General features: G+C 43.4%; 17 protein-coding genes. 16 read left to right on the forward strand and 1 reads right to left on the reverse strand.

From position 1 onward, the window contains the following. Positions 1–16 precede the first annotated feature (16 nt). The 16 genes from murD to AX660_RS00165 all read left to right on the forward strand — a co-directional run bounded on the left by murD (position 17) and on the right by AX660_RS00165 (position 19,322). Positions 17–1,324, forward strand: coding sequence for a UDP-N-acetylmuramoyl-L-alanine--D-glutamate ligase (gene murD / locus AX660_RS00090; protein WP_068370688.1), 1,308 nt, complete (start codon positions 17–19; stop codon positions 1,322–1,324). Further along, positions 1,321–2,694: a cell division protein FtsW gene (gene ftsW, locus AX660_RS00095; protein ID WP_068370691.1), complete on the forward strand. Its 1,374-nt coding sequence runs from the start codon at positions 1,321–1,323 to the stop codon at positions 2,692–2,694. The genes murD and ftsW overlap by 4 nt, the downstream gene beginning before the upstream one ends. Further along, a complete protein-coding gene (gene murG / locus AX660_RS00100) occupies positions 2,687–3,787 on the forward strand; it encodes an undecaprenyldiphospho-muramoylpentapeptide beta-N-acetylglucosaminyltransferase (protein ID WP_068370694.1) in 1,101 nt (366 codons plus the stop codon). The genes ftsW and murG overlap by 8 nt, the downstream gene beginning before the upstream one ends. Continuing rightward, the gene (gene murC / locus AX660_RS00105; RefSeq protein WP_068370697.1) at positions 3,781–5,235 is read left to right on the forward strand and encodes a UDP-N-acetylmuramate--L-alanine ligase; all 1,455 of its coding nucleotides are present in this window, start codon (positions 3,781–3,783) and stop codon (positions 5,233–5,235) included. Before murG ends, murC begins: the two co-directional genes overlap by 7 nt. Further along, positions 5,232–6,188: a D-alanine--D-alanine ligase gene (locus AX660_RS00110; RefSeq protein WP_068370700.1), complete on the forward strand. Its 957-nt coding sequence runs from the start codon at positions 5,232–5,234 to the stop codon at positions 6,186–6,188. The genes murC and AX660_RS00110 overlap by 4 nt, the downstream gene beginning before the upstream one ends. Position 6,189: 1 nt before the next feature. Beyond that, positions 6,190–6,969, forward strand: a complete 780-nt coding sequence (locus tag AX660_RS00115; RefSeq protein WP_068370703.1) for a cell division protein FtsQ/DivIB — start codon at positions 6,190–6,192, stop codon at positions 6,967–6,969. Positions 6,970–6,990: 21 nt separating this feature from the next. After that, positions 6,991–8,220: a cell division protein FtsA gene (gene ftsA / locus AX660_RS00120; RefSeq protein ID WP_068370706.1), complete on the forward strand. Its 1,230-nt coding sequence runs from the start codon at positions 6,991–6,993 to the stop codon at positions 8,218–8,220. A gap of 85 nt (positions 8,221–8,305) precedes the next feature. After that, a complete protein-coding gene (gene ftsZ / locus AX660_RS00125; protein ID WP_068370709.1) occupies positions 8,306–9,475 on the forward strand; it encodes a cell division protein FtsZ in 1,170 nt (389 codons plus the stop codon). Positions 9,476–9,675: 200 nt separating this feature from the next. After that, positions 9,676–10,590, forward strand: coding sequence for a UDP-3-O-acyl-N-acetylglucosamine deacetylase (lpxC, locus tag AX660_RS00130; RefSeq protein WP_068370712.1), 915 nt, complete (start codon positions 9,676–9,678; stop codon positions 10,588–10,590). A gap of 304 nt (positions 10,591–10,894) precedes the next feature. Beyond that, positions 10,895–11,797, forward strand: a complete 903-nt coding sequence (locus AX660_RS00135) for a M23 family metallopeptidase (protein WP_068370715.1) — start codon at positions 10,895–10,897, stop codon at positions 11,795–11,797. Between the two features lie 153 nt (positions 11,798–11,950). Next, the gene (gene secA / locus AX660_RS00140; RefSeq protein WP_068370718.1) at positions 11,951–14,656 is read left to right on the forward strand and encodes a preprotein translocase subunit SecA; all 2,706 of its coding nucleotides are present in this window, start codon (positions 11,951–11,953) and stop codon (positions 14,654–14,656) included. Between the two features lie 83 nt (positions 14,657–14,739). Continuing rightward, positions 14,740–15,132 (forward strand): 8-oxo-dGTP diphosphatase MutT, encoded by a 393-nt coding sequence (gene mutT / locus AX660_RS00145; RefSeq protein ID WP_068370721.1) that lies wholly within the window; start codon positions 14,740–14,742, stop codon positions 15,130–15,132. Between the two features lie 9 nt (positions 15,133–15,141). Then, positions 15,142–15,354: a DUF3565 domain-containing protein gene (locus tag AX660_RS00150; protein WP_068370724.1), complete on the forward strand. Its 213-nt coding sequence runs from the start codon at positions 15,142–15,144 to the stop codon at positions 15,352–15,354. Positions 15,355–15,434: 80 nt separating this feature from the next. Beyond that, a complete protein-coding gene (locus tag AX660_RS00155) occupies positions 15,435–16,346 on the forward strand; it encodes a M14 family metallopeptidase (protein ID WP_068370727.1) in 912 nt (303 codons plus the stop codon). A gap of 206 nt (positions 16,347–16,552) precedes the next feature. Beyond that, entirely contained in the window at positions 16,553–18,298 is a 1,746-nt protein-coding gene (locus AX660_RS00160) for a dipeptidase (RefSeq protein ID WP_235594625.1), read from the forward strand. Between the two features lie 124 nt (positions 18,299–18,422). Then, positions 18,423–19,322 carry a Gfo/Idh/MocA family protein gene (locus tag AX660_RS00165; RefSeq protein WP_068370730.1) on the forward strand — a complete coding sequence of 300 codons (900 nt, stop codon included), beginning with the start codon at positions 18,423–18,425 and terminating at the stop codon, positions 19,320–19,322. Between the two features lie 57 nt (positions 19,323–19,379). Here AX660_RS00165 and AX660_RS00170 read toward each other — a convergent pair whose 3' ends face one another. Next, positions 19,380–20,339: a sugar phosphate isomerase/epimerase family protein gene (locus tag AX660_RS00170; protein ID WP_068370733.1), complete on the reverse strand. Its 960-nt coding sequence runs from the start codon at positions 20,337–20,339 to the stop codon at positions 19,380–19,382. Positions 20,340–20,579 lie beyond the last annotated feature (240 nt).

Here is a 20,579-nt window from a genome sequence, read left to right on the forward strand (position 1 = left end):
GGAACAGTCGTTATTTATGGCAAGTGTTAGTCTGGTTGATAAAAATATTGTAGTAGTAGGTATGGGGCTTACCGGCCTGTCCTGCGTGCAATTTTTATTGGCGCAAGGGGCTAATGTTACCGCTATGGATAGTCGCAGTGAATTAAGTATCAAAGTGGATGTGCCCTTGTACCTTGGCGAGTTTGATGCGGCCAAGTTATACAAAGCAGACCTTGTTGTAGTAAGTCCTGGCGTCAGTTTACAAACCCCAGCAATCCAACAAGCAGTTGAAGCAGGTGTTAATGTTATCGGTGATATAGAGCTCTTTGCCCGTTTTAATACTTTGCCAGTCATTGCTATTACAGGCTCAAACGGCAAATCGACCGTCACTCATTTAGTGGTAGAAATGTGCAAGGCTGCCGGCATGAAAGTCTTGATGGGCGGCAATATCGGCGTGCCAGCTTTAGATTTATTAGAACAAGAAGCCGACATAGTCGTGTTGGAGTTGTCGAGTTTTCAACTGGAAACCACTCAATCTCTCAAACCCTTAGCTGCAACTATTTTGAACTTTTGTGATGACCATCTTGATCGTCACGGCAATATGCAAAACTATCAGCGCATCAAACACCTTATTTATCATAATGCTAAATACGTGGTGGCCAGTCGTGATGAAGTGGCAACTCAGCCAATTAAACAGCAGATGGATTTGAGTTTTGGCCTTTCAGCTAGTACACAAGGTTTTAGCTGGGATAAATCCAGTGCCACGATTTTGTTAGATGCAAAGGTATTTTTAAGCAGCAGTGAGTGTCTGTTAGTAGGCGCTCACAATATGTTAAACATACAAGCTGCTGCCGGCTTAGCGCTGTTGGCCGGAGTTGATATTAACGCTGTTAAACAGGGCGCTAAAAGTTTTGGCGGCTTAGCCCATCGCTGTCAAACCGTATCAATGCTAAATGGTGTGCGCTGGATCAACGATTCTAAAGCGACCAATGTTGGCGCCACTCAAGCGGCTATTCAAGGCATTGCAGAAAACTGCCAAGGTAGATTGGTCTTAATCGCTGGTGGCGAAGGTAAAGGTGCAGACTTTAGTCCCTTGGCAGACTTACTAAAAGGCTCAGTGGATTTGCTGATCACCTTAGGTAAAGATGGCGATAAAATTGCTGCGCTTAAATCAGACACAGTTAAAGTTGTTAGCTTAGAGCAAGCGGTTAAAGTGGCTTTTGATTATGCTCAGCCCCAAGACATTGTGATGTTGTCACCGGCTTGCGCCAGCTTGGATATGTTTAATAACTATCAGCATCGTGGCGAATGTTTTATTAAAGCTGTACAGGCGTTGTCCTTATGAAATTCCTGACGACGAACTTTTTAACTGACAAAAGCGACGCGCTGAAAAGCATGTTTAGTCAGCGCCATGATAAGGCTGCGGTTAAAAAGCCCAATGCTACTTTGCCAGAACTACGTCGTCCTTATGATGCCGTCCTGATTTTATTCAGTATTGCTTTGTTATTTATTGGACTAGTCATCGTGACCTCGGCCTCTATGCCAGTTGCGGCCAGATTATTCGATAACCCATTTTACTTTGCTATTCGTCACGGCATCTACATTATGTTGGCCTTTTTTGCTGCCATGATCGTCATGCAAGTTCCTATGCGTTGGTGGCGTATGACTAACGTTTGGTTACTGTTGTTGGCCATTGCCTTGTTAATCGCGGTATTACTGATTGGGCGTAGTGTGAATGGTAGTACTCGTTGGTTAGTACTAGGCCCTATTACTGTGCAAGCTGCCGAGCCAGCCAAGCTGTTTTTCTTTTGTTATTTGGCAGGATATTTGGTCAGACGTTATGAAGAAGTCACTGAAAATATCCGTGGTTTTATAAAACCCCTCGCGGTGTTTTTTGTTTTAGCCTTTTTGCTGTTATTGCAACCGGATTTAGGCACAGTGGTGGTGATGTTGTGTACGACCGTTGGTTTGCTGTTTTTAGCTGGCGCTAAGTTATGGCAGTTTTTTGGTTTAGCCATTACTGGCAGTTTAGCGGTGATCATGTTGATCGTGTTTGAAGAATATCGCATGAAACGTATCACCTCATTTTTAGATCCCTGGGCCGATCCTTTTGGCAGCGGTTATCAGTTAACCCAATCTTTAATGGCTTATGGGCGTGGTGATGTATTTGGTCAAGGTTTGGGCAATAGTTTACAAAAACTCGAATATCTTCCTGAGGCTCATACCGACTTTATCATGGCAATCTTGGCCGAAGAGTTTGGTTTTGCTGGGGTTTTATGTGTATTGGTTTTGATGTTTTCCATCGTATTTAAAGCAATGCGTATAGGCAATTTAGCCTTACGTAAAGAACGCCCTTTTGATGCCTATTTAGCCTATTCCATTGGTATTTGGTTTAGCCTGCAAACAGCCGTTAACGTTGGTGCTAGCGCAGGGATACTACCAACCAAGGGTTTAACTTTTCCACTGCTAAGTTATGGTGGTTCGAGTTTAATCATTATGGCGATTGCGGTGGCCATCTTAGTACGCATAGATTTTGAGTTACGGGTAGATGGCATTCAGGCCATGAATAAAGGTTTAGGTGCCCGAGGTCAGAAAAAAGCCTTGGCCCAGCCTGACTCGCGCATGAGCGAAGCAAAAAACTCGGTTAAACAAGTCATCGATAGTTTGGCTAATCGTAGTGCAAAATTGGGTACTGCAGGAGGCCACCATGACTAAACGTTTATTAGTGATGGCTGGGGGTACTGGCGGTCACGTGTTTCCTGGATTAGCGGTGGCAAAAATACTGGCGGATAAACAGTGGCAAATCCATTGGTTAGGCACCAGCGAAAGAATGGAAGCAGACTTAGTACCCAAAGCCGGTTATGCCATCAGTTTTATTGATGTCGCCGGGGTACGTAATAATGGTTTGCTGCGTTTGTTAGCCGCGCCCTTTAAAATTATGAAATCAGTAATACAGGCGGCACAAGTCATCAAAAACTTTAAGCCTGATGTGGTAATAGGTTTAGGTGGGTTTGCCAGTGGCCCAGGTGGCATTGCAGCATGGCTGAACAATACCCCCTTGGTAGTGCATGAGCAAAATGCCGCGCCTGGCATGACAAACAGAATTCTGGCCAAGCTGGCCACCAAAGTGCTTACTGGCTTTGCCAATACTTTTCCTGCGCAGCAGAAAAATGCGCATGTCAGTGATAACAAATTCCAATGGGTGGGCAATCCTGTGCGTCAGGAGTTTGCTAGTTTAGCGACTAAATCAAGCCTTGAACTGCCGATGAATATTTTGGTGGTCGGCGGCAGTTTAGGTGCACAGATCCTCAATCAAATAGTGCCGCAAGCAATTGCAAATATCGCTGATATACAAATTCGTCATCAAAGTGGTAAAGGTCATTTAGCTGGCTTGCAATCCGCTTATCAAACCCATTTTATGCTGCAAGACAACTGGCAAGTCACTGAGTTTATCGATGATATGCCTGCTGCTTATGCCTGGGCTGATTTGGTGATTTGCCGTGCAGGAGCGTTAACCGTGGCTGAAGTTGCGGCTGCCGGCGTTTGCGCTATTTTTGTGCCGCTGCCTCACGCCGTAGATGATCATCAAAGCAAAAATGCTCAAGTACTGGCCTCTGCCAATGCGGGATTTTTAATTCCACAGTCGCAATTTACCGTGAGTAAGTTGCGCGCCTTAATTATTAATTGTTTATCTCAACCTGAAAAATTAGTCGAAATGAGTCAAAAAGCGAAAACCCTGGCACGGATAGATGCCGCTAAAGATGTTGCCCATGTATGCGAACAACTTGCACAGGAGACAACATGTTAAAAAATCCAGCGATTAATTACCACGTACCGGAAATGCGTAGAATTAAACGCATTCATTTTGTGGGTATCGGTGGCGCCGGTATGGGTGGTATTGCCGAAGTATTGTTAAACGAAGGTTATCAAATTTCTGGCTCTGATCGTCAGGCCAATGCCATGACCGAACGCTTGCAAAACTTTGGTGCTACTATTTTTATTGGCCATGCAGCCTCTAATGTTGAGAGTGCTAATGTAGTAGTGGTATCCAGTGCGATTGATCCTAAAAATGCTGAAGTCAATGCCGCCATGGAGCTACGTATTCCCGTGATCCGCCGCGCTGAGATGCTGGCTGAACTAATGCGTTTTCGCCACGGTATCGCCATCGCCGGTACTCACGGTAAAACCACGACCACCAGTTTAATTGCGACTATTTTTGCACAAGCTGAACTAGACCCAACTTTTGTTATCGGTGGTTTGTTGAATAGTGCCGGTACTAATGCTCGTTTAGGTGCCAGTCGTTACCTGATTGCCGAAGCCGATGAAAGTGATGCCTCGTTTATTCATTTGCAGCCCATGGTATCTGTAGTCACCAATATTGAAGCCGATCATATGGATACCTATCAGGGTGACTTCCAAAAAATGGAAGACACCTATATCGACTTTTTACATAACTTGCCGTTTTACGGTTTAGCCGTGTTGTGCATTGATGATCCTGTGGTTAAGAGTTTATTGCCCCGTATTGGTCGTAAGTATCTGACCTATGGTGTGTCTGAAGAAGCCGATGTGCGTGCAGTGGATGTAAAGTTAGGTTTTAATCATAGTGAATTTAGCGTTATTCGCCCTAATGCTGAACCTTTGCGAATAAAATTAAATATTCCTGGAAAACACAACGTGCTTAACGCTTTGGCAGCTATCACTGTGGCTACTGATGAAAGTGTTGATGATCAGGCTATAGTAAAAGCGTTAGCAGGATTTTCTGGCATTGGCCGTCGTTTTGAATTGCTCGGCGATTTTGCCACTGATAAAGGGCAGGTAGTCTTAGTTGATGACTATGGTCATCACCCTACCGAAGTTGCCGCAACTATCGCGGTGGCACGCAATAACTGGCCTGATCGTCGTTTAGTTATGGCCTACCAACCGCATCGTTATACCCGTACCCGTGATTTGTATGAAGATTTTGTACAGGTATTGTCGAAGGTCGATGTCTTGTTACTGCTTGAGGTCTATTCGGCTGGTGAGCCCGCTATCGATGGCGCTGACAGTAAGGCTCTGTGTCGCTCTATTCGCCAACGTGGGGAACTTGAACCTGTATATGTGGCAAGTGTTGACGAATTACCTTCGATTTTATCCGATATCATGTTGGATCAAGACATAGTGATGACTCAAGGTGCTGGCAATATTGGCCAAATCGCTAAATTTTTACAAGCCACTCAGCTGCAGCCTAAAGCGCTGCATAAAGGGATGAAGTCATGAGCCTAGTTAATGTTTTAGCTCCTTCAGCCTTTGGCAAAGTCGCCGTCATGTTTGGTGGCAAGTCGGCCGAACGTGAGGTGTCATTACGTTCAGGTAATGCAGTTTTGCAAAGTTTGTTGAGTCAGGGTATTGATGCTCATCGTTTTGACCCAGCCGAACAACCATTAACAGACTTGCTGAGCCAGCAATTTAGCCGTGTACTTATCATGTTACATGGTCGTGGCGGAGAAGATGGTTCGCTGCAAGGTGCCTTACAGCAACTCAATTTACCTTATACCGGTAGTGGTGTTTTGGGCTCTGCTTTGTGTATGGATAAAATTCGTAGCAAACAAATCTGGCAAAGTTTGGGGCTACCTACAGCCCAATATGAAATTGCTGATAAAAGTTCCTTTGATGCGGGATCTTGCGAGGCTATAATGGCCAAATTGGGGAATGAGGTGATGGTTAAACCTGCGCAAGAGGGATCGAGCATAGGCATGACCAGAGTAAATAATACACAACAATTAGAAACAGCCATTCAAGACGCATTTGAATATGATGATCACGTCTTGATCGAGCAGTTCATTCAAGGTTCTGAATTCACTGTGAGCTTGCTTAATGGGCAAGCGCTACCTTCTATTCGTATGTCTACACCCCGTTTTTTCTACGACTATACCGCCAAGTATCAAGCTGATACTACTGAGTACTTTTGCCCAAGTGGATTAAGTTCTGAGCTCGAAGCGCAATTAGCGCAGTTGGCTTTGGATGCCTTTGCCGCTTTGGATGGCAGTGGTTGGGGGCGCATTGATTTTATGCAAGATAAGGCCGGTCAGTTTTATTTGTTGGAAGCCAATACGGTGCCGGGTATGACAGAAAAAAGTTTAGTGCCTATGGCGGCTAAACAGGCGGGCTTAAGTTTTAGTGATTTGTCATTAGCGGTTTTAGCTACCTCAATGCAGGGAGCAAGCAACTAAAATGAACGAGCAGCTCCAATTACCGCCACCACAAGCACGTTCGCAGATGTTTATCGGCATCGCGTTTTTGCTGACCTTATTGGTGGTGTTGGTTATTGGTACGGTAAAGCTAGTTGATTGGTTAGATGATGAACAACAAGCACCGGTGCAGAAAATCGTGATATCGGGCGAACGTAAATTTATTGATGACCAACAAGTAGAACGTTTGGTAAGAGAATCACAACCCGGTAGCTTTTTTGAATTGGATGTGGCGCAAACCCACCATGATATCGAAGCATTACCTTGGGTTTATCGGGCCTCAGTGCGTAAACGCTGGCCAAATGGTTTAGAGATTTATGTGGTCGAGCAGTTGCCAGCGGCACGTTGGAATGATGATTCTTTGCTCAATCAACATGGTGAAGTATTTGATGGTATTGCCATTGCTAATCAGGCTCAGCTGGTATTACCCAGTTTATTTGGCCCAGGTGGCAGTGAGCAAACTGCATTGCAAGGTTACCGTGATATGCAGTCGCTATTAGAAGTAGCAGATTTACACATTACGGAATTATTTTTGAGTGAGCGTTTTGCTTGGAATTTGCATTTAGGTAATGGCATCAAACTCAATTTAGGCCGTAGTGAATTTATAGACAGGTTGCAACGCTTTGTTGATGTATTTCCACTGATATCCTCCCAAGAAAAAGCGGTGGATTATGTGGATTTACGTTATGACACAGGTTTAGCCGTGGGTTGGCTCAGTGTGCAAAACACTGCGCCAACTAAAACCAAACAACGTGAGAGTTAATTAAAGTGGGTAGAGAATAAGATGTCTAAGGTGGTAGAACGCAAACTCATTGTTGGCTTAGACATAGGCACCAGTAACGTTAAGGCTGTGGTCGGTGAATTGCTCGACGATAACAACATCAGCATAGTCGGTGTGGGCAGTCACTCGTCTAAAGGTATGGATAAGGGTGGTGTTAACGATCTTAATTTGGTAGTGCAATCGGTAAAACGTGCAGTACATGAAATGGAATTGATGGCCGATTGCCGAGTGTCTTCGGTGTTTATGTCGATTTCTGGTCGTCATGTGAAATGCCAAAACGAAAGTGGCATGGTGCCGATTAACAATCAGGAAGTGACGCAGGAAGATGTGGACAATGTAATCCATGCTGCGCGTTCAGTACCTATCGCGGCCGAGCGTAAATTGCTGCATGTATTACCACAAGAATTCACTATTGATGTACAAGAAGGCATAAAAAACCCGATTGGCATGTCAGGTGTCAGGATGGAGGCTGAAGCTCACATCATTACCTGCGCCGATGATATGGCCAAAAATTTAGTGAAATGTGTGGAGCGCTGTGAACTAAGTGCCGATCACATGATCTTTTCTGCACTGGCATCAAGTTACGCAGTATTAACTGACGACGAAAAAGAGTTAGGTGTGTGTGTAGTGGATATCGGTGGTGGCACTATGGACATGGTGATTTATACCGATGGCGCGATACGTCATACCGCGGTTATTCCGGTAGCAGGTAATCAGATCACTAGTGATATTGCCAAGATTTTTCGCACGCCGCTGAATCACGCAGAAGAAATAAAAATTAACTATGCCTGTGCTTTAAAAGACATGGTCAGCATGGAAGAAAGCATTGAAGTGCATAGTGTGGGCGGGCGTCCTGCCAGAGCCATGTCACGCCATACATTGGCTGAAGTTATTGAGCCACGCTATCAAGAATTATTTGAGCTGGTGCACGATGAAATTCGCGCCAGTGGTTTTGAAGAGCAAATTGCCGCAGGCATAGTCCTGACCGGTGGTACCGCCAAAATGGAAGGAGCGGTTGAATTTGCTGAAGAGATTTTTCAAATGCCAGTCAGGGTTGGCATTCCTTTAGGGATAAAAGGCCTAGCTGAGTATGTAGAAGACAGTAAATTTGCCACCGCAGTAGGATTGCTACAATACGGTAAGGTGCATTTACTCAATAAATTAGCCAGTAAAAATAAAGTCAGTGATGGACCCTGGCAAAGAATACAAAGTTGGTTTAAAGGCGAGTTTTAGCCGATTTGACCTTTAACCTTTTTTAAATGTGCAATGGGCTAAGGAAAAAGCATCACTGCATACACGTTAAGACCGGAGAGTAAAAATGTTTGAATTAATGGATAGTCACAGCGAAGAAGCAATCATTAAAGTGATCGGCGTGGGCGGCGGTGGCGGTAACGCTATTGAGCACATGGTAAAACACTCTATTGAAGGGGTGGAATTTATTGCAGTTAATACCGATGCTCAGGTACTACGCAGCTCTGCAGCCAATGTAACCATACAGATTGGTTCTGCGGTGACTAAAGGATTGGGCGCTGGCGCCAACCCTAATATTGGTCGTCAGGCGGCTGAAGAAGACGCAGAAACCATTCGCCAATGTCTGGAAGGTGCAGATATGGTATTTATCACAGCGGGTATGGGCGGTGGTACAGGCACAGGTGCTGCGCCTGAAGTGGCCAGAATTGCCAAAGAAATGGGTATTTTAACGGTTGCAGTAGTGACTAAACCTTTTCCGTTTGAAGGTCGTAAACGTACTGATTTTGCCGAGCAAGGTATTGCGGAGTTATCCAAATATGTGGATTCGTTGATTACTATTCCTAACGAAAAATTATTAAAAGTATTACCTAAAGGCACGCCGTTATTACAAGCCTTTAGTGCTGCCAACGATATACTACGTGGTGCGGTACAAGGTATTGCTGAATTGATCACTCGCCCAGGTTTGATCAACGTGGATTTCGCCGATGTCAGAACAGTAATGTCTGAAATGGGCACAGCGATGATGGGTAATGGTTGTGCTAGCGGTGAAGATCGTGCCGAAGAAGCCGCCGAAATTGCTATTGCAAGTCCATTATTGGAAGACATCGATTTGTCTGGCGCTCGTGGTATTTTGGTTAACATTACTGCTGGTCCAAGTTTCTCGATTGATGAATTTGAAACAGTGGGTAATGCGGTTAAAGCCTTTGCTTCTGAAAATGCCACTGTGGTTATCGGTACCGTTATTGATATGGATATGACAGACGAACTACGTGTAACCGTTGTTGCAACCGGTATTGGCACTGAGCGTAAACCTGATATTTCTTTAGTATCAAATCGCGCACCTCGCCAAATGAATGATCACAATGAATTCAAATTGCAGGGCAATGGTGGAGCTGTCGTGTCTAACAGCATTACTAGCGAAAGTTTACGTTCTTCTATGCAAGAAGATAAACATGAAAGCAGCGGAGACTTTGAATACTTGGATATTCCCGCATTTTTGCGTAAACAAGCTGATTAATAAGACTTTGTTGGGAATTTAATGGTTAAAGGTGTTGTCAGATATTGATTCTGTGAAATTTAGGCATATGCTGCAATAACATAGAGTTATGACAGTTTTTTGACAAGGCTAAGCATTTTTAATACCATATGCGCCGATTTTTATTACAACATTACTTATTACAATAGACTATTGAGTCATCAATTGTGAGCAAGAGGTAGATGATTAAACAACGTACCATCAAACAAGCTGTTCAGGAAACTGGAATTGGTTTGCATAAAGGTGACAAGGTCACTATGACTCTCCGGCCTGCGCCGGCAAATACAGGTATTGTATTTCGCCGCGTTGATCTTGAGCCTTATGCGGATATTCCAGCCCGAGCTAATGCTGTTGGCGATACGATGTTATGTACCTGTATCAGTAATGAACAAGGCGCAAAAATTTCCACTGTTGAGCATTTAGCTTCTGCGTTGGCGGGTTTAGGCATAGATAACATCATTGTTGAAGTAGACAGTGATGAACTACCCATCATGGATGGTAGTGCTAGTCCTTTTATCTTTTTACTGCAATCCGCTGGCATAGAAGAGTTAAACGCAGCTAAACGTTTTATCAAAATAACCAAAGCCGTTAAAGTTACTGATGGTGATAAGTGGGCAGAGTTACGCCCTCATGACGGTTTTAGAGTGGATTTTCGTATCGATTTTGATCATCCAGTCATCAGTCAAACCCGTCAACACATGGTACTGGATTTTAACTCTAGCTCTTATGTGGAAGAAGTCAGTCGTGCCCGTACTTTTGGTTTTATGAAAGACTTAGAGTATATGAACTCACTTAACTTGGCCTTAGGTGGCAGCATGGAAAACGCTGTCGCATTGGATGAATATCGCGTATTAAATCCTGAAGGTTTACGTTATAGCGACGAGTTTTTAAAACACAAAATTCTTGATGCAATTGGTGATTTGTATTTAGGAGGCCACAGTATTATTGGCGAATTACGTGCCTATAAAACCGGCCACGGGCTGAATAACAAATTATTAAATGCCTTGTTGGACAATAAAAAATGCTGGGAATTTGTCAGTTACGAGTCCCCAGAGGAAATGCCCATACGTTTTGCCTCGCCAGTACTCGCTAGTTAAGTTTACTCATTAAAAATGCCGCACATAATGCGGCATTTTCAATTTTAGCCTTGTCACCTTAACAGATTCACATAAGTGACACGGATATATACCTAAGTACTTTTTACGCTTTTTGTTGTATTAAGCATTGTGTTAATCTGGCAAAAAGGTTAAAAACGCCGATAGCTAAAGTGTTCCTATCTATTCTCCACAAGGTTGGTTAATACGTGTAATTAATAGTCGATACTTATCCAAGCTAAGTATTTGATTAAGCAAGTCAGAAGTATCCAGTGTTTGACTTTTTATAAAGAGGTAAAACTATAAAATGAAATTAACCTTACTCATAAGAAGTGAAAAAACACGCCTCAAATTTAGTGCAGACAAACCAAAATTAATTATTGCATTGATCGCTATTTGTGGTGTTTTTTTGATTTCCAGCCGTTCAAGCAACAGCGTTGATGACAACCTATCAAGGGTTGGTTACGCCAAAACGGGGTTTGAACAACAAGCAAAAGAAGTAGATGAACTGAAAAATATTACTCACCAACAACTCACTGGCATGACTTTAAAACTGGCGGATATGCAAAGCCAGTTATTACGTTTGGATGCCTTGGGGGCACGATTAGTCGAACAAGCTAGTTTGAATCCTGATGAATTTAGTTTTAACCAATTACCTGCTATGGGTGGTCCGGAAGAAATAGCAAATGCTGATATTCAGATTAACGATAGTCTACTTACTAAGATGGATTTTATGTTGGGACAAATCCAACATAAAACTCAACAGCTTAATGCCCTTGAATCTATAATGTTGAGTCACCATATAACAGACCAGAGTCGTTTGACGGGTCGCCCTGTTACCTCGGGTTGGTTATCGTCTCATTACGGTGTGCGTAAAGATCCTTTCAGTGGTATGCCCGCAATGCATAAAGGTGTCGACTTTGCTGGTAAAGAAGGTGACCCCGTTATGGCTACTGCTGCCGGGGTAGTGACATGGGCTGATGATCGTAGTGGTTACGGCTTGTTGGTTGAAATTGATCATGGCGAAGGTTTAGTGACTCGTTACGGACACAGCAAGCAACTTAATGTTAAGATAGGTGACGTGGTAACCAAAGGTCAACAGATTGCCTACATGGGCAATACCGGACGTTCGACAGGTGCTCACGTACATTATGAAGTATTACGCAAAGGCCAGCAGCTAGATCCCTTGCCCTATGTTTATCGGGACTAGTTTTTAACACTACATGTTTGAATTAACGCGTAATGTAGAATCATTGATAATCGGCTCCCTGTGAGCCGATTGTTTTATTTTTGTCTTGCTCTGCATTGTTGTAATTAGCAGCAATCAGTAGCAATTAATTATTAGATTGGAAGCTGTAAATCGATGTTTTCGAGTATCCTCACCAAAATTTTCGGTAGTCGTAATGACCGTATCCTAAAAAAACTTAACGTTTCTATTAGTCAAATTAATCAACTAGAAGCTGAGCTTGAAGCTTTAAGTGACGAGCAGTTAAAAGCAAAATCCACGGAATTTTCTGCTCGCTTAGCAGAAGGTGTTAGTACCGACGAAATAATGATAGAAGCTTTTGCTGTAGTACGTGAAGCCAGTAAACGCGTGTTTGGCATGCGTCACTTTGATGTGCAAATGCTCGGTGGTCAGGTTCTACATCAGGGGAAAATTGCTGAAATGCGCACGGGTGAAGGTAAAACCTTAACGTCTACCTTGCCAACCTATCTGAATGCTCTAACCGGCAAGGGTGTGCATGTTATTACCGTTAACGACTATCTTGCTCGTCGTGATGCTGATTGGAGCAGACCCTTATTTGAATTTTTAGGTCTGAGTGTTGGTTGTAACGTGCCGGGCATGAATCACCAGCAGAAAAAAGCAGCTTATGAAGCAGACATTACCTACGGTACTAACAACGAATTTGGTTTTGACTACCTGCGCGACAATATGGCTTTTAGCCCTGAAGATCGTGTACAAAAGGGGTTGCACTTTGCGGTCATCGATGAAGTTGACTCGATTTTAATCGATGAAGCACGTACCCCGCTTATAATCTCTGGTCAAGCGGAAGACAGCTCTGAGCTGTATCGTAAAATTAACCTCATCATCCCTGAATTAATCAAACAAGAAAAAGAGGATGAAGAAGGGAAAAACGGCGAAGGCGATTTCACCATTGATGAAAAGGGTAAACAAATCCACCTTACCGAACATGGGCAAATCCATGTTGAAGAAATTTTACTGCGTGAGGGTATTCTAGCTGAAGGTGAATCACTTTTTGCCGCCGCTAATATCTCTTATTTACATCATGTTAACGCGGCCTTGCGGGCACATAAACTGTTTAACCGTGACGTAGATTATATCGTTAAAGAAAACGAAATTGTTATCGTTGATGAACATACCGGCCGCACCATGGAGGGACGTCGTTGGTCAGAGGGTTTACATCAGGCAGTTGAAGCCAAAGAAGGTGTAAAAATCCAAAACGAAAACCAGACCTTAGCGTCTATTACCTTCCAAAACTATTTCCGTTTATACGAAAAACTCGCAGGTATGACAGGTACAGCTGATACCGAAGCTTTCGAGTTCCAGTCAATTTACGGCTTGGAAACTGTGGTTATTCCAACCAATAAACCTATGATACGTAAAGATAAAGCAGATTTGATTTATCTTACTGCAGCAGAAAAATACGAAGCCATAGTGGAAGATATAAAAGAATGTGTGAAACGTGGACAGCCTGCCTTGGTGGGTACCGTTTCTATCGAAAATTCTGAATTGTTATCCAACGTTCTGAAAAAAGCGAAAATTCCCCATAAAGTATTAAACGCCAAGTTCCATGAACAAGAAGCAGATATCATCGCTCAGGCTGGTAAGGCTGGCGCTATCACCATCGCTACCAATATGGCGGGTCGTGGTACTGACATCGTATTAGGTGGTAACTGGCAGGTTGCCATTGATAAAATCAATGATCCTAAGCCTGGTACCATAGAAAAAATCAAAAGTGAATGGAAAGCTGACCATGATGCCGTACTAGCGGCCGGTGGTTTGCATATCATCGGTACCGAACGCCATGAATCACGTCGTATAGATAACCAGTTACGTGGTCGAGCAGGTCGTCAAGGTGATCCAGGTTCTTCACGTTTTTACTTGTCCTTAGACGATGCCTTAATGCGTATTTTTGCCTCAGAAAAAATGGGCAATATGATGAAACGTTTAGGGATGGAGCATGGTGAAGCCATTGAACATCCATGGGTAACTCGCGCCATTGAAAATGCTCAGCGTAAAGTTGAAGGTCGTAACTTCGATATGCGTAAACAATTACTTGAATACGATGATGTGGCCAATGATCAGCGTAAAGTTATTTATCAACAACGTAATGAATTACTCGACGAAGGTGATATTAGCGAAACCATCGCGGCTATCCGTGAAGATGTAATCAACGGGGTGATTGATCAATATATTCCACCGCAGTCCCTTGATGAGATGTGGGATATTGAAGGTTTGGAAGCACGTTTTAAAGGTGATTTTTTATTGGATATACCAGTCAAACAATGGTTGGCAGATGACAACAAACTGTTTGAAGAAAAGTTACGTGAACGCATCGTCGAACAAGTAGTTGACGCGTATAACAAGAAAGAAGCCATAGTTGGTGCACCTGTAATACGCCACTTTGAAAAAGCTGTGATGTTGCAAAACCTAGATAGCCATTGGAAAGAACATTTGGCTGCGATGGATTATTTGCGTCAAGGTATTCACTTGCGTGGTTTTGCACAAAAGAACCCAAAACAAGAATACAAACGTGAATCTTTTGAATTGTTTTCACAAATGCTTGAAACACTAAAAGTTGAAGTGGTAACCATCCTCAGTAAGGTACAGGTGAAAGCCGAATCTGAAGTGGAAGAAATGGAAGAAAAACGCCGTATTGCCGCGCAAAATCAACCTAAACAGTTTGAGCACCAATCACCAGCTGAGCCTAAAGCGCCACCGACAGCCGAAGAGGGATTACGTCAAGGGCCAAAGATTAGTCGTAATGACATTTGCCCTTGTGGCTCAGGTAAAAAGTATAAACAATGTCACGGTAAACTAAGTTAAGTTTAAGCGGGTTAGATAGTACTTAAGGTTATAAAAGGTCGAACTTAGGTTCGACTTTTTAGTTTATACATTGAGAGGAACTAATGAAAATAGTCGACGTGGCCGTGGGTGTGATCAAACGTCAAGATATGATCTATGTCAGTAAACGAGCCGACACTTTGCATCAAGGCGGTTTGTGGGAATTTCCAGGTGGTAAAAAAGAAGCTGACGAAACTATCGCCCAAGCGCTAATCCGTGAGTTATTCGAAGAAGTGAACATTCAGGTGCTCAACCCCATCCCCTTGATGGTGATTGAACATGATTACGGCGATAAAAAGGTCAGGCTTGATGTCATGTTGGTTGAAGAGTTTAGTGGCGAGCCAAGTTCGCAAGAAAACCAGCTAAGTCGTTGGGTGAAAATAGCCGATTTAGCACAATACGATTTCCCTGCAGCGAATCTAAGCATCATCGAAAAATTACAGCAATTGGCTAGTTAAGACATAGCTATGCAACAAGCTATAGTGGCATACCATCAAGATGAACAACATGATTGGGTGGCAGAACTCGCATGTGGGCATTTTCAACATGTGCGGCATAATCCACCTTGGATTAATCGCCCTTGGGTAACAACAGTTGATGGGCGCAACGCAATGTTAGGCTTTTTATTAAACTGTAAAAAATGTGAGCTGGGTTTGCCTGCAGACATGTTAAGCAAGTAAGCTAGGGGCATACACTTGCCATTTAAGTAGCGGCCTTGAACAATGTAAGGCACGCTACCCATTGAACAATAAGGATAAATATGCAAAACGATAGCGGCTATCCCATCGGCACTCTTGGCATAAAATGGGGAAGCGTGGAAAAAGCGCAATGGCTGGCTTTGCAGACGATAAAACGTTCTTATCAGGCCGATGTATTAAGTCAGGTTGAGGCTTTGGCAGAGCAGTTTGAGATTCATCAATATGGCAAGTTAGCATACAAAAATGACTATCCACTATTTGCCCTAAAAACCCAGGACTGGGACGACACTAAACCAACGGCACTCATCACCGGTGGTGTGCATGGTTACGAAACCAGTGGTGTACATGGAGCCTTACGTTTTGCCAGTACTAAAGCGCAACACTATACCAAACATTTTAACCTGTTAATCGCACCTTGTATTAGTCCTTGGGCTTATGAAACTGTTAATCGTTGGAACCCTGAAGCGATAGATCCTAACCGTTCGTTTTATGCTAATAGCCCAGCAGCTGAATCCGCCGCTTTACTGGCATTGGTAGTAGACATGAATATTTTAGTGCACATCGATTTGCATGAAACCACAGATAGCGATAATAGCGAATTTCGCCCAGCATTGGCGGCTCGGGATGCGATAGAGCAAAAATGTTGGGAAATTCCTGATGGTTTTTATGCGGTGGGCGATACTGAAAACCCCTGTCACGATTTTCAACGTGCAGTAATTGTTGCGGTTGAGCAGGTAACTCACATTGCGCCTTCTGATAAGCAAGGCATGATCATTGGCTCAGCTGTGACCCAACAAGGGGTTATCAACTATCCACTGCAGCAACTTGGTTTGTGCGCCAGTGCGACACATGCCAAATATACGACGACGACTGAGGTCTACCCTGATAGCCCTAAAGTTGACGGTGAAATTTGTATCCTTGCCCAAGTCGCGGCCATTTGTGGTGCTTTGGATTATGTATCAGCTAAGCTTTAATCAAACCGCTGGACGCGTTCTAAGTGCCTATTTATTTAATGGAATTGGTATAAGTTTTGTTGGGCTTTACATCGCCTTAAGTGGCAAACTAGTTAAACTTACGATCTTTTAGTATTAGCGCTACACCATCGTTTTTTAGGATGCCGATTTGGCATAGTCCTAAGCCCCCATTTTTATAAATCAAAGGAATATTAGATTTGAATATCGTGTTAAAGACAGGTGTGGTGCTGGTAATGGGCTTTATTAACGTGGTTTATGCGGCAGAGCCTACGGCTAATTTGTCGGCACAGTTAGCGAGCCAAGTTCTTGCTAATTCAAAGGTGCAAGCAGCTGATAAGTTTGATGATTTTTTGGCTCAGCTAGTTTCATCAAAAACGCTTAGTCAGCAAGAGTCAGTGCTTGTAGCTATTAAAAAGTATCGTGCGAATAAAACGCTGCAAGATACCGAGTTGCATCAGATGCAGCGATTATTAGGTTTATATAGCCGTGCTAAATATGGCCAAGCTGCGATGAATACGCTGGCGCAGTTGGTGGCTATTCCAACCTTTAATGTGGAAGGCCTTGAGCAACACGATAATCCGCAGTTTCATAAGATGGCGGATGCAATAGCCAATATCGCTCAGGATTTTAATTTAGCATTTCGCAATATTGATAATCGTGTATATGAAGTTTCTGTTAAAGGCAGTTCAGATGAGGTGGTAGGTATTCATGCTCATGCCGATGTGGTGCCTGTCACACCTTCGTTATGGGGGCTTGAAGATGGCACTAAACTCGACCCTTTTAAACTCACCCTGATTGGCGATCGTATGTATGGCCGTGGCACCGAAGATGACAAAAATGGCATTGTCGTTTCTTTGTACGCCATGAAAGTCATTCAGGAAGAAAACATTCCTTTGTTGCGCAATTTTAACTTGTTGATTGATACCACTGAAGAAACCACGTCAGAGGCGATACCCTATTATTTTGCACGCAACCCGACACCTAATTATAACTTGGCTCTGGATGGCGGTTATCCAGTAGTGATTGCTGAAAAAGGCTTTGCTGGCATTACCGCGACCTTCCCTTCACGCTCTGGGCAGGCTAAGCAATCAGCTTTAGCTGAAATAGTAAGCATTAGCGGTGGTTTGGCGATTAATCAAATTCCGGCGGCAAGTGTCGTTACCATCACTACAACAGATGCTACAGCCTTAGTGAGTCAGCTCAATCTCTTGGGTGAAAAATTTGTAGTAGCTAATGGAGGAGATTTTTCAATCCATGCTGCGGCCACTTCTCAAGGGGTAGAATTAACAGTAAAAGGAGTTTCAGCTCACTCTTCAGAACCTGAGTCTGGGGTGAATCCTGTATCCAGAATGTTTGTTTTTATTCACTCAGTGCAACAACAAAAAGCACTGTTTAAACTTAACCATATAACCGACGCTGCTGATTATGTCGTTGCTAATTGGGGTTTGGATTATCTAGGTAAAACCTTGGGTATCGATTTTTCTCATGATTTTATGGGACCGCTGACCAGCTCCCTTACCCAAATTAAACTTGATGATGACAGTTTGCAAGTTGGGGTTAATTTACGTGTTCCTGTTGGCCGTGACGTAGTTAAGTTACAACAGGAAATCATGGATAAATTAGCTAAATGGAACAAAAGTAGTGGGGTCAATGTGGCCTACGATATATACATGAGTGAACCCATGTATCGCAATCCCAAAGGAGCGTGGGTCAATGCCTTGTTAGATGTAGCCAGCGAAAACTTATCTATGCCTCGTGAGTTTGGCTCGTCAAGTGGCGGTACGTCGGTGCACAACTTGCCCAATGGCGTGCAATTTGGACTAGCCATGCCAGATCAAAAATATTCAGGCCATAATGCTAATGAATTTAAACGTGTCGATCAGTTTTTACTCGATTTACAAATTATTACTGAAATGATTGCGCGCATAGGTCAAATTCCGAGCTTGGAATAATATTGTTCCAAGCTTCAGGCTGCCGTTTTGTGTTATCGCGGAACAAAATTTAAAACACTTAATGTGCATTCAAACGCTATTTTTGAGAGCAGTTAGGCACGGGTTTTATCGTTAGGATTAGATTATGCGAATTGCGATGTTGGGCTTGGGGGATATTGCCCAAAAGGCTTATTTGCCCATAGTGGCAAACCACCCAAAGATTAATCCCGTACTTTGTACACGCAACAGCAAAACCTTGGCGCGTTTGCAAACGCAATATCGTATTAATGAGAGTTATAACAATGTAAGTGATTTACTTGCTAGCCACCCTGATGCAGTAATGATCCATTCTGCTACCGACAGCCATTTTGCCTTGGCCCAGCAATTTTTACAGGCCGGAATTCCGGTTTTTATGGATAAACCCATCAGTTATCACTTTGCTGAGTGTGAGAAACTGCTTAATTTGGCGGCAGATAAAAACCTGCCCTTGATTATGGGTTTTAATCGTCGTTTTGCACCTTCGTATCAGCACGTTGTTGGCACTGCTGCGATACAAATTCACTATCAAAAAAATCGTTATAATTTACCCGCTAAGCCACGGCAGTATATCTATGATGATTTTATTCATGTGCTGGATTATTTGCGTCATCGCGCTGGTAGCATGCCCAGCAATATTGAAGTTTTTGCCCACCAAGAGTTGGGTATGCTGGGTGCCTTGCAGGTGCAATGGCAACATGGAGGTTGTTTATTTAGTGGCATGATGAATCGCCTCAATGGTGCAAATGAAGAGCGTTTAGAATATTACGCCCAAAACAAAAAATGGCAGATTGAAAATTTAAGCGAAGGCCAAGTGTGGGAAAACAATACCGCCAGCCCCTTAAAATTTAACGACTGGCAAAGCACCCTATTTAAACGCGGTTTTGTGAATATGATCGATGATATGCTGTTGCAGTTGGACGTTGGCACTAACAACACAAGCAGCAGCCAAGCAATTCTTGATACCCATAGGCTTTGTGAGCTGGTGGTGAATAAGCTGGCTACTTAGGTTTTATAAACAAGATGACTAAGCTGTCATCTTATCTAGAAAAAACAATTTTTCACTTTATTCTTGGTTAACCGCCTGCCAGCTTTTTTCAGCCAAGGCTTTGGTTTTTAGTATGCCGTCCCGTGAAGGCAAAGTATCGCCTTCATACTCTATACCTAGATAACCATCATAGTTTGCGTCCTTCATGAGCTGGAAAAAACGCACAATGTCCATAGTGGTTTCGTTGCCTTGTGCATCAAATTCAAAGGCTTTGACACTGACACCTTGGGCCGAGGGGATCAACTCGGCAAAACCTTGGTAATAATCGTATTCTTTAATACAGGGGGCGCCCCACAGCTGGCCATTTTCACGCTCAACACACCAATTATGAAAGTCAACGAGGCTGGCGACATTGTGGTCGGCAAGCTGGGCAACAAGGTCGGCTAACCATGCCCCATTGTTAGAAATACCACCATGGTTTTCGATGATGATTTGCACCCCTTTGCTATTAGCGTATTGGGCCAACTCCGCAATGGATTCAATGCTAAATGCCTTAACTTGCTCTGCATCACCTTCACCATGGGCGTTCACTCGCATTGTGTCACAATCTAAATAACTCGCGGCATCTACCCATGTTTTGCCATCAGCAATGGCTTGTGCTCTTTCTGCTGGATCAGACGCACCTAAGTTACCCATGTTGTCCACTTGCAGCATTACATTACGCACACCGGCCTGTTTTGCCGCCGCATTCAGAGTATCGAGATAAGCAAAATCGTCGGCTTTATCTTTAAAAAACTGACTAACATATTCAACACCTTCAAAACCCATGTCACCCGCAGCATGGATAAAGTCCACCGTGTTCATCTCGCCAGCAAATAAGTCACGGTTGAACGACCACTGGGCGAGGGAATATTTAGCCACTGGGATGATTTTTGTGGTTTCTGTCGTTTCTGGTTTAGCGTTTTGTTCAACTGGTGAACATGAGACAAGTAAGGCCAATGTGATGGCAGTCAGCGATAGCAGAGAGAGTGTTTTCATGGCTATGTGTACCTTAGTTTATTGATTTTGGATGGTGCAATATTGCTTACATGCTGGTCGATGAAAAGTGCCTAACCTTCGCTTTATTTGAGCCCTGATTTTCAACATTATCATACAGATAGGATTGACTATATCATTAGCTAGAAACTAAAAATACCGCCCCTATTTTGCTATTAAAATAGGGTGTTATTTTTGACCGCTTTGCTTAAAGGTGGTTCGAAAGAGAGTTTAGCTGTTTAC

Origin of the sequence: Paraglaciecola hydrolytica (assembly GCF_001565895.1) — a bacterium.
Classification (GTDB): domain Bacteria; phylum Pseudomonadota; class Gammaproteobacteria; order Enterobacterales; family Alteromonadaceae; genus Paraglaciecola; species Paraglaciecola hydrolytica.

What these genes read in the sequence shown, in the direction of transcription:
- murD (WP_068370688.1), top strand. Translation starts at nt 17, where the DNA reads ATGGCAAGTGTTAGTCTGGTTGATAAAAATATTGTAGTAGTAGGTATG.
- ftsW (WP_068370691.1), top strand. Translation starts at nt 1,321, where the DNA reads ATGAAATTCCTGACGACGAACTTTTTAACTGACAAAAGCGACGCGCTG.
- murG (WP_068370694.1), top strand. Translation starts at nt 2,687, where the DNA reads ATGACTAAACGTTTATTAGTGATGGCTGGGGGTACTGGCGGTCACGTG.
- murC (WP_068370697.1), top strand. Translation starts at nt 3,781, where the DNA reads ATGTTAAAAAATCCAGCGATTAATTACCACGTACCGGAAATGCGTAGA.
- AX660_RS00110 (WP_068370700.1), top strand. Translation starts at nt 5,232, where the DNA reads ATGAGCCTAGTTAATGTTTTAGCTCCTTCAGCCTTTGGCAAAGTCGCC.
- AX660_RS00115 (WP_068370703.1), top strand. Translation starts at nt 6,190, where the DNA reads ATGAACGAGCAGCTCCAATTACCGCCACCACAAGCACGTTCGCAGATG.
- ftsA (WP_068370706.1), top strand. Translation starts at nt 6,991, where the DNA reads ATGTCTAAGGTGGTAGAACGCAAACTCATTGTTGGCTTAGACATAGGC.
- ftsZ (WP_068370709.1), top strand. Translation starts at nt 8,306, where the DNA reads ATGTTTGAATTAATGGATAGTCACAGCGAAGAAGCAATCATTAAAGTG.
- lpxC (WP_068370712.1), top strand. Translation starts at nt 9,676, where the DNA reads ATGATTAAACAACGTACCATCAAACAAGCTGTTCAGGAAACTGGAATT.
- AX660_RS00135 (WP_068370715.1), top strand. Translation starts at nt 10,895, where the DNA reads ATGAAATTAACCTTACTCATAAGAAGTGAAAAAACACGCCTCAAATTT.
- secA (WP_068370718.1), top strand. Translation starts at nt 11,951, where the DNA reads ATGTTTTCGAGTATCCTCACCAAAATTTTCGGTAGTCGTAATGACCGT.
- mutT (WP_068370721.1), top strand. Translation starts at nt 14,740, where the DNA reads ATGAAAATAGTCGACGTGGCCGTGGGTGTGATCAAACGTCAAGATATG.
- AX660_RS00150 (WP_068370724.1), top strand. Translation starts at nt 15,142, where the DNA reads ATGCAACAAGCTATAGTGGCATACCATCAAGATGAACAACATGATTGG.
- AX660_RS00155 (WP_068370727.1), top strand. Translation starts at nt 15,435, where the DNA reads ATGCAAAACGATAGCGGCTATCCCATCGGCACTCTTGGCATAAAATGG.
- AX660_RS00165 (WP_068370730.1), top strand. Translation starts at nt 18,423, where the DNA reads ATGCGAATTGCGATGTTGGGCTTGGGGGATATTGCCCAAAAGGCTTAT.
- AX660_RS00170 (WP_068370733.1), bottom strand. Translation starts at nt 20,339, where the DNA reads ATGAAAACACTCTCTCTGCTATCGCTGACTGCCATCACATTGGCCTTA.